The sequence below is a fragment of the Paenibacillus uliginis N3/975 genome (genome assembly GCF_900177425.1).
In the GTDB taxonomy this organism is placed as follows: Bacteria; Bacillota; Bacilli; order Paenibacillales; family Paenibacillaceae; genus Paenibacillus_AQ; species Paenibacillus_AQ uliginis.
The window spans coordinates 1,471,097-1,483,492 of record NZ_LT840184.1 but is presented as its reverse complement, the minus strand read 5'-3'; the positions used below and the strand labels follow the sequence as shown (position 1 = coordinate 1,483,492).

Below are 12,396 nucleotides of genomic sequence, written 5' to 3'. Positions count from 1 at the left end.
GACTGACAGTTCCAGCATTTTTTCAAAAAATAAATGGAAGCGGTTTCACAAAGACTGTGAAATTATACATGGCACCGCCTCATCCACGCCTTGCCGGCTGGTTTTAAGCATCCATAAACGACTTCCTTTCCTTCGGCGCCTTAGCTCGAAAATCATCAAATCATAGCTCATTTGATTTCCTCCAGTTCTTGGCTGTCTCTCTTCCTCTATTGTAATGATCGCTTGTCCCGCGTCTATCCACCTTTCGTCTCAATTTTGAATCGTACACCTATCCGTTCTTTCATTACACCAAAATCACTGGTTCCTTGGTGTATCTATCTAACCATAAAAATGACGATCATCGTCATAGCCCACCGGCTGTCCACGATCCGCCATACGGACCAGGTCATTGTGATGGAGCAGGGCCGGGTCATCAAGCAGGGCGCTACCAGGCTCATCTAAAGTTTAGTAGAAGGTTCTTCATTGTAAAAAAGCACTATAAAGAAGATGGTTGGAATGGTAGAATAAGGATGCCTGTGGATGGTTTATCTGAATTCGCCTTAGCAATCTGAAAGACTATGAGAATCAGTAACGTGAATCCACAGTAAGGAGTTGAAGGCGTTCACCAAGCGTGTCACCAAGACGTTTTCAATCGGAGAAGCGAACAATAGGAGGGAATTATGCTTAAAAAGATTGTTGCATTTTCTATGGCTATCATGCTTTGTGCAGGGTCGGGCAGTACAATGGCATATAGTGCACAAACGCAGGCATTTTCTGACGTTCCGAATGATTGGGCTGCCAGCAGTATTTATAAGTTATCCACATTAGGTGTAATATCAGGTATGGGAAAAGGTACGTTTAAAGGAGATGCCGTTCTTACGAGAGAAGCTTTTGTGAAAATGCTGATGGCTTCGCTTCAAGTAGACTCCTCCACAACCCAAACCATGAAATTACAAGATATGCGGGATCCGAACCGTTGGTCGTATCCTTATATTGAAAGTGCTTATGAGCAAGACCTAATTGATTTTATGATCAAGGACAACCGATTTAATCCTACCCAAGAGATTACAAGAGAAGAAGTCGCTGTACTCACCGGTCGTATGCTGCTTCAAAAACTGGATGATCAGGAGCAAGCTAGCTGGAATCAGACAGGCTGGAAGGCCGAGGCGGACAAACGAAAATTCAAAGATGCCACTCAAATTGATTCAAGCTATCAAGCAGATCTCTATTACAGCGCCCAGCTCGGCATGATGGTTGGCGACGAAGCAGGTAAATTCAGACCGAAAGCATCGCTAACACGCAAAGAAGCCGCTGTAATCATCGAACGAATGATCAATGAGCGAATAAAGGAGACCGAGGTAGCAGGCATTGGTTACTACGCTATTGAATCCTTCAAGCAGGCTCAGCAGATGCAGTTCTTGAATGAAGTGAAATTCGGTTGGTCTGAGCTGTCTTACATGGCAGATGGCATAGCGGCTCTGGATCTGGATAATAGTTTTTATTCGGTACCAAGCGGCTGGGAGTCTGCCATCCAGATTGCTGATCAGTATCAGGTTCAGAAAGAGCTGAGTGTGTTTTCCGATAACAGGGATCAAAAGCTGAGCAAATTTCTGAAGGATCTCCCAGCGCAGAAGGCCTTTATCCAGTCCGTGCATGATACGATGAAGAATAATCCGTATGGATTTACTGGGATCTCGATCGATTTTGAGGGATTGAAAAATTCATCAGAGCAGTCTGATTTTGTTGCCTTTCTGAAGGCATTAAGACAGGAACTTGATGGACTCACCCTATCGGTAACGGTTCCTCCAACGGAATGGTACAAAGGTTATGACTTACGCCAAATTGGCGCAATTGCAGATCAAGTGATTGTGATGGCTTACGATTATACGCATTTGGAGAGCGATCTGCCTTCGGCTCCGCTTCCATTAGTCAATGAAACAATCCAGACTGTGCTTAAGGATATTCCGAAGAATAAACTGGTTCTCGGGATCTCCAAGCAAGCGAATCAATGGATTACACGCAAAGATGGAACGGTTGTACTTGAAAATCCGGCCATTAAGCTTGTGGAGGAGCGGGTAGCTAAGACGGGCAGCAAGTCAGTTTTTGACTATCCTTACTTTTTAGAGAAAATTACTTTTAAAGATGAACGCGGCAATCATTTGATCTGGTACGAGGATGAACAGAGCATCGAAGCCAAGATATGGCTGGCCAAGTATTATGGACTTCACGGCGTTTCCTTGTGGTATATGGGGAATTACACGGCTGCTGATTATGAAGTTGTAAGGCGGGATACGAACAGGTAGCTTACGCTCCATCTGTCGAGCGCGCAGGGTTACGAGATAGCGTTTATTCGCGGTACAAGCAGTTCCTATGGTTTTTTATGATTCCTATTTCGTTTTTCGCATAAGGGCAACAACCGTCAAAAGCGCCTTCCCGGCCGCCATTGGCGGTCTTTTTTTATTTTCCAATCCCGACAATTGGAAGGTTTTCTTCCTCGAATTAATAAGGGGATTATTGAGATAAAAGTAAAATGCCTAAACAAATTCAATACGACCAAGAACCTTGAGTACACAGGCCTCCAGCTTCCTTCAGATTCCACCTCGCGATGGACACCTTTGCTCTTGGCTAGTGGTTGGTAACTACAAACCCCCACAGTGGACTTTCACCACCTAGTTAATCGCCATTCGTGGCACACTAAAAAACGCAACCCTTAACAGGTTGCGTGAAATACGAAGTAAACCATAGTTCTATTTCAACTTTGTTTTAATTGGAAGAAGCAGATCCAATTGAACGATTTTGTCCATTTCTTCATTGCTCAATTTATATTGATTGATGTAATTTAAATGTTCTTCCATTGAGCCATTCATGCAATCTGGGTCTCCCCAATTCGGCTCATATTCATTGCTGTTGTTATTAACCCATTCGGTAAGCCAACCCCATTCCTCGAAATTCCCCATAGGTATCATATGGGCAGCATATAAACCGCCAGGAAATTTCTTTTTAACAAATGATTCATTTACTTCCATATCGTCTGGAATGGTGACCCATCTTTCGTACCCATGGTCAGACCCGTCAGGTTTAACTCCATTCGGATGGTTAAAGCCATAATGACGTAGATCAAGCTTGAGACTGGCAAGATTCGTCTGAATCATAAATTGTTGAAGTTTTACCCCTGTATCATATTCCGGTGTACCGCCTACCAATTGTATTGAGGCCACTGTAGATGGGGGTAAATACACAATTCTTACATCCTTTAGCTGTGATAATTGATTGTCGACCATATTCAAATCATTCATGGTTACTTCCTCCTTTAAGTTCGTTTTTATTCCCGGGAGGGTTTCAATCATCTGCCGTATCTTTTCATCTGCAAATCCTAGATTCATTGCCAACCCAGTTTGATCTCTGAGAACGATCACAAACTGTTCCAAAACTGTCCTAACCGCAGACAATGCCGTTATTTCATTGGATAGTTCTTCGATCTTATCTTGAAACACAGCTATTGCTATCCTTGATTCCTTACTTTGCAAAACGCTCTGGATTTCTTTTAATGGAATTCTTAGCTTTCGTAAGATCAATATTTGTTCCAATCTTTTCAACGAATCTTCATCATAGGTGCGATAAGCGTATCCCTCTTTCTTCGAGCTCTGAAGCAGTCCGATTTGCTCATAGTATCTGAGTGTTCTTGTTGAGATTTGATAGCTTTTTGTAACCTCGCTGATTGTCTGGAGCTCCATGTTTTCCTCCTTTCAATTACCACCTTAAAGTACGACACGACGTCAAAGTCAACTGTTCTATTAACAGTATTTTTTATTGCGATTTCCCAAACCCATTTTTTTGGACTAGGCCATACTTAGCTTGGACTCCGTATGCCACATGGCCGCATACTTCCCGCCTTTTTCGAGAAGCTCCTGATGAGTTCCCCCTTCTGCCATTTTGCCTCCATCCATCACCAAAATCTTGTCTGCATTTTTAATAATGGAAAGCGTATGGGCGATCATCACGACTGTTTTTTTCTTTCTCAAAAGATTTTTAATGGCTTCTTTTACAGCCAATTCGTTTTCTATATCCAAAGACGCTGTAGCTTCATCTAGCAACAAAATAGGACTGTCCTTTAATATAGCGCGCGCTATAGATATTCGCTGTCTCTCGCCGCCGGAGAACTTATTGCCGTTTTCTCCGGCCACCGTATAGTAGCCATGCTCCAGCTTTTCAATGAATGCATGGCAGCCCGCTTCCTTCGCTGCCGCAATAACCTCTTGTTCCGTGGCTTCCGGTTTCGCATAACGGATATTGTTTAGAATGGTATCGTTAAACAGAAAAACATCCTGGTCCACCATAGAAATCGTCTGAAGCAGAACAGTTACTTACAAAAACGGATCTGTCTATTAACGAAATCGCCCGGACAGTAGGCTATCAAAGTGCCGGAAGATTTTCTGAATTGTTTAAACGCTTTGTTTATTTGACACCGACAGAATACCGGCAACGCCTGACAAAAAGCTGAACATCAAGCTGAACAATAAATAGGGGTCTTTCCAACCCTTCAACGCAAAAAATAAAGGGTACCCTATAGAGTGGACATGTAAAAAAAAGTCTACCTATAGGGTACTTTTCTGTATAATATGGGGACTTTTGGCATTAACCAACTCGAGAGTTTCCAACAATGCGCGTGATGTAGATCATAGTCACCATGGGTACATATTCGTAAACTAAATATCAAGTAAGTACTTGCTTGTCAAATAAGAGAGGAGGATGAGCAATGAAACTGACAACGAGAGATAAAATTATGTCAGCTGCTCTTGAACATATGGCGCTCCACGGTTTTAAGGGAACCACCACGAAATGTATCGCCATACAAGCTTCTGTGAATGAAGCGACTATATTTAAGCACTTTAAGGGAAAAGATGAACTTATACATGAGGCACTTGAACAGCAGATGAGCTTGGTTAAGACAGAGGTCGACACCTTTTTCCATACCGATCATGAGAACATCCGAGAGCTATTGCTGGCGAAGATTGATTTCATCAATCATATTTACGAAAGCCATAAGGACTTTTTCTTGGTCACCATTAAGGAAAAAGGTAGCAAAGAGCTCGAATTCATGTATCCGTCGATCTTTGAATACATCACGGAGGAGTTGGAAAAGGAACTTGCGAAGATGGCAGATGACTCGATTCCAGAGGAAGAGCTGCAGGCCATCGCCATGATTGCGAACAGCGTGCTCATGGCCATCATTCTTGAAAAGATGAAAGCCGAATGTTACGGACATCCTGTCCGACTGGATATCAAAAAGGAGACGCTCATTGAGATGTTAATTCGACTTTGGGGACAATAGAAATCATTTAAAGAGAGGTGCATTTGATGAAGTGGATGGAGAGAAAACTGGAGGATATCTTTAAGGCGCTTAAGACAAATAGAGAGAATGGCCTTAGCAGCAAGCAGGCAGCAGAGGTGCTGCAGCAGAAGGGCTACAATGAGTTCGAAGAGGAGAAAAAAGAGGGCATTGGAGCCAAGCTGCTGCATCAATTTTCTGAGGTAACGACGATAATCTTGTTGGTAGCAGCATTGATATCGACATATCTAGCGGTTACGGAAGGGCATGGCTATGCGGAGCCGCTCGTGATCATCGCAATCGTAGCCTTAAACGCCGTGCTTGGCATCAGGCAAGAGCTTAGTGCAGAGAAGGCGCTTGATGCACTTAAGAATATGAATACGCCTGCAGCAAAGGTTGTACGAGATGGAATCTTGCAGCCCATCAATTCGAAGGAGCTAGTTCCAGGCGATATTATCATGGTGGAAGCAGGAGACATGATTCCTGCAGACGCCCGTCTTATAGAGAGTTCCAACCTGCTCGTTGAGGAATCGGCCTTGACGGGAGAGAGTGTTCCATCCGAGAAGAATGCACAGGCAGAGGTGAAAGAGTCCGATCCGCTAGGGGATCGAGTCAATATGCTCTTCTCCGGTTGCTTGGTTACGAATGGCCGTGGCAGAGCTGTAGTAGTAGCAACCGGGATGGAGACAGAGATGGGGAAGATCGCTTCTCTTCTCAACAACACGAAGAAGTCCAAGACGCCACTCCAGCAGCGTCTGATAGAACTTGGCAAGAAGCTGAGTTTGGTAGCGGTCGTATCTGGTGTCATCATCTTTGGTATTGGTCTTCTCCATGGAGAGACGATCATGGAGATGCTGATGACGGCGGTATCCTTGGCGGTAGCGGCCGTTCCGGAGACACTGCCGGTTATTGTAACGGTTACGCTAGCCTTTGGTATTCAAAACATGGTTCGCAAAAATGCGATCATTCGCCGCATTCCAGCGGTAGAAGCATTGGGAAGTGCGTCGGTTATCTGTTCTGACAAGACTGGAACGTTGACGCAGAACCAGATGACAATTAAGCAGGTCTGGGCTGTGTCTCACGAACCGAAGGCAGATACAGAAGCGTTTAATGATACAGAAACTGAGTTGCTCACGATGTTCAGTCTTGCGAGCAATGCATCGATTGAACTCAATAATGGCGAAGAAACCATCATTGGAGATCCAACAGAGACTGCGATTATTCGTTTGCTGCATCAAAAGGGAACGAAGAAGTCCGAGCTTGAGGCGAAGTATCCTCGCGTGCATGAGCTACCATTCGATTCCTCACGCAAGCTTATGACGACGGTACATCGCACGGAGGACGGATATATCTCCATTACGAAGGGCGCCTTCGACCGTATTCCGCTAGACCCTCATGCATCGTGCACTAATGAGTATCAGGCTCGAGCGAATGAGGTGCATGATCAGTTCGCAGAGCAAGCGCTGCGTGTTCTAGCGCTGGGGTACAAGCATTATGGGGAGCTCCCAGAGCAGCTGGATGCTGCTGAGCTGGAGCAGGGCCTTCGCTTTGCGGGATTGGTCGGCATGATCGACCCTCCTCGTCCGGAGAGCAAGGCTGCGGTACAAGCTGCGATGGATGCAGGCATCAAGACGGTCATGATCACAGGTGACCATATGGCTACTGCATCGGCGATTGCGCGCGAGATTGGTATTTTGAAAGAAGGGGATCTTGCCATCTCTGGAGCTGAGCTTGAGCGTATGTCCGATGTAGAGTTGAAGCAAAAGGTACGTCATATCTCTGTATATGGTCGTGTTTCACCTGAAGACAAGATTCGTATCGTACAAGCTTGGCAGGCTAACGGAGAAGTGGTAGCCATGACTGGAGACGGCGTAAATGATGCTCCAGCCTTGAAGGCGGCAGATGTCGGTACGGCGATGGGTATCACCGGAACGGATGTAGCGAAGAGCGCTTCCGATATGGTTCTTACGGATGATAACTTTGCAACGATTGTCGATGCAGTTGCAGAAGGCAGACGCGTATATGAGAATATCCGCAAGACACTCTATTTCTTGCTTAGCTGTAACTTCTCCGAGATTATGATCATGATTATTGCAGTTGCGTTTGGCTGGGGGCTTCCGGTTATCGCCATCCAATTACTCTTGATTAACGTTGTCGCGGATGGGATTCCAGGCTTCTGCTTGAGCCGTGAGAAGATGGAGCCGGATACAATGCGTCAGAAGCCGATTTCTAAGAATGCAGGCATCTTCTCGAACGGATTAGGCAAGAAGATTGCGCTTCAAGCATCACTCTATACGGTATTGACATTGCTTGGCTTCTATGTCGGAAAGTTTGTTCACATTTCGGATCAAGTATCGACTTCACATGAAGTTGGACAAACGATGGCCTTTGTTATCTTGGGCTGGTCCTCCGTTGTTCATATCTTCAATGTGAGAAGCAACACCCAATCGATCTTTACGATTGGATTCATGTCCAACCGTTCGTTGTTCTGGTGCGCGATGCTCTCCATTGCGATTATATTCGGAATTGCGATTATTCCTACACTGATGGAGATCTTCCAAATCGTTTCCCTAAGCTTCACGCACTGGGTGATTGTCACGATTCTCTCCATCGTTCCACTAATCGTTGTGGAGCTTGCGAAGCTCAGCACGCGTAAGAAGTTAAGAGCACAAGGACAGTCGATTTAAATGGCAAAAAGAGTAAAATAGAGTTCTGTCTCATGGCCGTTTCTCGAATACTGCATTCGGGAAGCGGTCTAATTCATTTTTTGATGAATAAGGGGGGAAGTAACCATTACTGTCGGATTTCTGCGCGCGGAACGCCCTTAGGGGTTTATCTCCCTTAGGCAATTCCACTAGAGTAAAGGGCAGAACATTCTGCCCCTCCTCATCAAACCGTACGTGAGGTTTTCCCTCATACGGCTTTCCGATATTCGTCATTCATGTGCATGCAGATTACAAGAGCGTTTTGAGCCCACATTGACTGGCAAGATATTTAACTTCTCGAAACGAACTCATCCAACCTCTGCGCTGTCGCTTTCTGGCATACCACCTTGTAAATCGCTGTAGGATGTACCAATCCAACTTTGCTAGCTTTCGCCCACTGTAGGCTGTGTAGTAGTAGTTTCGCCACCCCTGAATCTTCGGATTCAAATTTCACGTGATCAAGAAATGACTTGTGCCGCATGTTTGGTGGGGCAAGACGATCCTTTACCACTTCCCGGATCCGTTCCTCCGCTTCCCGAGTCAACCATTGTTGTGTTGTGTAGTACACCTGTCCTTTGGAAGTTTCGGCCTTCGTCTTCCGATGATGCATCCCTAGAAAGTCGAAACCGTCTTCTCCTGTCCATAGTCCGACAATGCGCGTCTTGGTCGGGTGCAGTGTTAATTCCAGACGCTCCATGATAGCTTCTATCAGTTTATACACCCGGTCTGCTTCTTTCTTCGTTTTGCACACGACTACGAGGTCATCTGCGTAACGCGTAAGTTCCCCGATTCCGCTTCCATGTCGTTCCCACAGTATGTCGAAGTAGTTCAAGTAGATATTCGCCAAGAGTGGTGAAATGACCCCGCCTTGCGGTGTACCCAAGTCTGAGCGCCTAACCTTTCCTTCCTCCATTACGCCTGCATTTAGCCACTTCCTCACGAGTTTCAAGAATGCCTGTCGCTGGTTCGCATTTCCATCAGCTTCATGAGTTTCTCTTGATTAATGTTGGAAGTAGCCTTGGATGTCGACGTCAACTACCCAATTACCTTTGCGGTTGCATGCTTTCCGAATTCGGTCGAACGCTTGTTTCGCGCTTCGCTTTGGCCTAAATCCGTAGGAGGATTCCTGGAAATCCGCTTCAAAGATTGGTTCATTCACCAGTTTCGTTGCCATCTGTATTACGCGGTCCCGAACGGTGGGAATCCCGAGCGGTCTTTGCTTCCCGTCTTTCCTTGGGATGTAATGTCGTCTAACAGGCTGAGGGTGGTACTCACCTTCCTTGAGTACTCGCTGGCATTCATGGATAAAGAGATGTTCTCCTTGCTTTTCGATTTCTGCAAGTGTTTCTCCATCAACTCCCGCCGAGCCTTTGTTGGCTTTGCTTTTAATTGGATTGACATGAATCCCTTTTGTTCAACTATAAAGGCAGTTTCTACACCTTTACAGTAACTCTAATCCAAGAACACTTGTTATGATTCACCTGCTTTTACAAGATGAGATCACATAATATTTTTTACATATTCTTCATTTGAAATCTGACAAGCTAATTGCTAACCACAAATATTTTAATGAAACCAAATTAGTTCTTTTTACTTTCTTTCACAAGATTTATAATAGATTCTAGAGTAGAAAAATTATCCAATAACAGTTTTTCATCCGCAATACTTATATCTAACATATTCTCAATTTGAACGGAAATCATTATAAACTTAATTGAATCCATCCCATAATTTTCTAGGCAATCATGTATCCCAATTTCCTCTTCATGAAATTCTAGAACATCTAAAACAATTTTTGTTATGCTCTTTTCTAAACTGTGCATATTTTATTCCCCCCACTATAAATTAACGTTTTCTCGCATTTACTCACTCATTCTTAGATTTTCAACAATCGACTCTTAAGAAAGGTAAATAAGTCATGGAGTTGTCACATAATTTTCTGGAAAAGCCTATGCGAGAATAGAGGTTGGATCTATGTTTCCAATCAATGGGTGTTGTTGTATGACCGCACCTTGAATATCCACACCGTTCCCTCGACAGCTTACCCTCCCATATCACGCTGGGTCTATGCCCTTACATTCCTTCGTTCTGCCTCTCAAGAGGTGGACGCCGTTTCTTGCTCCTATACTGGGTCGTTGCCCTTACGGAATATTTTCTACGGCTGCTCCGTGCTTCTTTTGTCGTTTATTTCGTTCTATTCAAAGTTTTGAGTATTTGCGTTAGTTTGAATCGTTAAGCAGCAAACTGTAGCTGTTTTTGTCTTAATGGACCTAATACATCATTTGCGTTGTATACTTTCTGCTTTGTTCCCAATGTGTGCAGCACCCGTATCAGTTTGCCGTATAAAGCTACAATTGACTGTTTCTTCTTTAATGGATTCTGGTTTCGGGTTGTCAGATAACAGTGCAATGCTTTAAACTCTGGGTTACTCGCTACCATTGGCATCACTGCTCGAAACAGTAATGCACGTAATCGAGATCGCCCCCGTTTGGTTATAGTCGATTTACCTTTCTTTTTACCAGTACTGTTCTCTTTCAGATTTAGGCCTGCTAGCCGTATAATCTGCTGTTCATGCTCATAGCTACTCAAGTCTCCGACTTCTGCCAAGAACCCAGCTAATGTAACTATTTCTATTTCCTTGGTATCGTCAACATTTCTGTTGTACCTGGAATCTGTTCTAGCACTCGTTCGACTTGCTCCATCAGTTCTTCAAGTTGTCTAGCATACATCTCGTATTGCACAAGCAAAATTTAAGTTCTAATCAAGCACCGCTTAAACCCTCTGATAAACCAATGGAGTGGTTAGCTACTTGAACCAGTTCCTCTGCTCTTTTCATTCCCACAGCTCGTTTTACGTCTTGTTTCCAACGTCTAAGGATCGCAAATGCGCCCTTTGCTACGATTCATCTGGAGTTGGAAAATCATGCAGGGTAATGAGTGACGCTTTACCTTCCCACACTTTAAATACCTCTGAGTACTCAGGGAAAAAGCGATCCAGCCAATTCTGAATTCGTCGTTCGACTTGTCCTTGGCTATTCACCAATTTCTCACGAGTATTCATCAGAATCCTTAAGTCTGCTTATTCTTTCGTCGGTAACTTAGGCTCAGTATATCTGCCACTTCGCACTAAGTCCGCTATGACTTTAGCAGTCGTTTTTCGTTGGTGAACTATCTTCAAGCTCTTTCGTTCTGCTGACATGATAAGGATTTACAACCACCACACAAATTCCTTCATGCTACAAGTATTCTGCTAGCGGAAACCAGTAGTGTCCAGTTGGCTCAATGCCCAAGATGACGTTAGTCTTGGTATGTTGCTGATTGAGCTCCTTCATCCTCTTCACTAACTTAGATAAGCCTGCATGATCGTTGTGAAACACGCAATCCTTACCTAGCTCAATCTCTCGGAAATCGATGGCTCTTGCAACATGCGTTTTCTTTGCGATGTCTGCACCGACTCACCGATTCCCCCTCGGGGGAATTCCTTGGTAATTGAGTTTACACAAAATAATTGACAGACCCGCCAAATTCTTCTTAACGATTGCTATTCACAAAAATATATTGATTCTGGATAATATCTTAACTTCTCTTGAGTAGATTGAATAAAACCTTGCCAATCACTTTCACTAATATTGGATTCCATAAATTTTAAAGGGATTTTTAAATTTAGCAGTCTATTATTTATAGAAAAATGAGTTACACCAGTTGGTAAGTGAACCTCATTAAAAATTAGACTGTTTATTTCTTTTAAATTAAAATCACAAAACTCTACAAGTACGTCTTCTTCATCAATCTCACTCTTATTCATTTGACTAACTCTTGTGAAACATGTACAGTCATACCTTGCAACAACATAGTGCATTGCATCAACAAAATTCATTATGTTTTTGTCATTATCCAAATAAAAATACAAAGTTTTTTGTTTAGAGTCCGTTATTTTAAAAACAAACCTTTTATTATTAATCTCATTTTCCACTTTTATCAAATTTTTGTCCGTAATAGCTTTTAGCGATTTACCCGCTTTTACAAGATGAGACCACATATTAAGCTTCGCATCAACTTCGTTTACTATTTGGCAAGCAACTGTTTTAAAACCAAGTTCTTTTAAAGACAGGTAGCGATGTACTCCATCAATTATCATATAATCGCTTTCATTGATCCTGGTTGTGACTATAGGGTTTATCAATACTTTTTCATTTAATATAGCTGACATTGTTTTTTCCAATCTGGTTGGTTGAAAACTTTCATGCATTTTAATGTTGTCAACAGGTAACAGCTTTAGTGAGGTTCTCAAGTCAATCATACTGTCTCCTTAATCTATATATTTTAAAAACGATCTAAAACAAATAGAAAACACCTTTTCACTCAGTAAAGCGAATGGCTTAAC

At 43.4% G+C, this 12,396-nt stretch carries 11 protein-coding genes and 2 pseudogenes; 5 read left to right on the top strand and 8 right to left on the bottom strand.

The genetic code is table 11. From position 1 onward, the window contains the following. Positions 1-255: 255 nt before the first annotated feature. The gene (locus B9N86_RS06800) at positions 256-441 is read left to right on the top strand and encodes a hypothetical protein (RefSeq protein ID WP_208921013.1); all 186 of its coding nucleotides are present in this window, start codon (positions 256-258) and stop codon (positions 439-441) included. Positions 442-659: 218 nt separating this feature from the next. Continuing rightward, positions 660-2,282 carry a glycosyl hydrolase family 18 protein gene (locus tag B9N86_RS06795; protein WP_208918334.1) on the top strand — a complete coding sequence of 541 codons (1,623 nt, stop codon included), beginning with the start codon at positions 660-662 and terminating at the stop codon, positions 2,280-2,282. 444 nt (positions 2,283-2,726) lie between these two features. Here B9N86_RS06795 and B9N86_RS06790 read toward each other — a convergent pair whose 3' ends face one another. Together B9N86_RS06790 and B9N86_RS06785 are read right to left on the bottom strand one after the other, a co-directional pair. Beyond that, the gene (locus B9N86_RS06790) at positions 2,727-3,713 is read right to left on the bottom strand and encodes a MerR family transcriptional regulator (protein WP_208918333.1); all 987 of its coding nucleotides are present in this window, start codon (positions 3,711-3,713) and stop codon (positions 2,727-2,729) included. 105 nt (positions 3,714-3,818) lie between these two features. Beyond that, positions 3,819-4,316, bottom strand: a complete 498-nt coding sequence (locus B9N86_RS06785; protein WP_208918332.1) for an ATP-binding cassette domain-containing protein — start codon at positions 4,314-4,316, stop codon at positions 3,819-3,821. 41 nt (positions 4,317-4,357) lie between these two features. On the opposite strand from B9N86_RS06785, the gene B9N86_RS06780 reads away from it, so the two are divergent. From B9N86_RS06780 to B9N86_RS06770, 3 genes are all read left to right on the top strand, one after another. Beyond that, positions 4,358-4,480, top strand: a complete 123-nt coding sequence (locus B9N86_RS06780) for a helix-turn-helix domain-containing protein (protein WP_208920141.1) — start codon at positions 4,358-4,360, stop codon at positions 4,478-4,480. 255 nt (positions 4,481-4,735) lie between these two features. Continuing rightward, positions 4,736-5,311, top strand: coding sequence for a TetR/AcrR family transcriptional regulator (locus tag B9N86_RS06775; protein ID WP_208918331.1), 576 nt, complete (start codon positions 4,736-4,738; stop codon positions 5,309-5,311). Positions 5,312-5,337: 26 nt separating this feature from the next. Further along, complete coding sequence (locus B9N86_RS06770) at positions 5,338-7,995, top strand: cation-translocating P-type ATPase (protein ID WP_208918330.1); 2,658 nt, start codon at positions 5,338-5,340, stop codon at positions 7,993-7,995. Positions 7,996-8,262: 267 nt separating this feature from the next. Here B9N86_RS06770 and B9N86_RS30175 read toward each other — a convergent pair whose 3' ends face one another. The 6 genes and pseudogenes from B9N86_RS30175 to B9N86_RS06750 all read right to left on the bottom strand — a co-directional run bounded on the left by B9N86_RS30175 (position 8,263) and on the right by B9N86_RS06750 (position 12,312). Continuing rightward, positions 8,263-8,460 (bottom strand): group II intron maturase-specific domain-containing protein, encoded by a 198-nt coding sequence (locus tag B9N86_RS30175; RefSeq protein ID WP_244562982.1) that lies wholly within the window; start codon positions 8,458-8,460, stop codon positions 8,263-8,265. A 217-nt stretch (positions 8,461-8,677) separates the two neighbouring features. Further along, a pseudogene (locus B9N86_RS30170) lies at positions 8,678-9,193 on the bottom strand (reverse transcriptase domain-containing protein); the annotation flags it as partial. Then, entirely contained in the window at positions 9,193-9,414 is a 222-nt protein-coding gene (locus tag B9N86_RS30165; RefSeq protein ID WP_244562981.1) for a hypothetical protein, read from the bottom strand. The gene B9N86_RS30165 and the pseudogene B9N86_RS30170, both read right to left, overlap by 1 nt. A gap of 179 nt (positions 9,415-9,593) precedes the next feature. Beyond that, positions 9,594-9,836: an acyl carrier protein gene (locus B9N86_RS06760; RefSeq protein ID WP_208918329.1), complete on the bottom strand. Its 243-nt coding sequence runs from the start codon at positions 9,834-9,836 to the stop codon at positions 9,594-9,596. A gap of 409 nt (positions 9,837-10,245) precedes the next feature. Then, positions 10,246-11,467 (bottom strand): annotated as a pseudogene (locus tag B9N86_RS06755) (IS110 family RNA-guided transposase); the annotation flags it as partial. Between the two features lie 86 nt (positions 11,468-11,553). Beyond that, positions 11,554-12,312: a ParB N-terminal domain-containing protein gene (locus B9N86_RS06750; RefSeq protein WP_208918328.1), complete on the bottom strand. Its 759-nt coding sequence runs from the start codon at positions 12,310-12,312 to the stop codon at positions 11,554-11,556. Positions 12,313-12,396 lie beyond the last annotated feature (84 nt).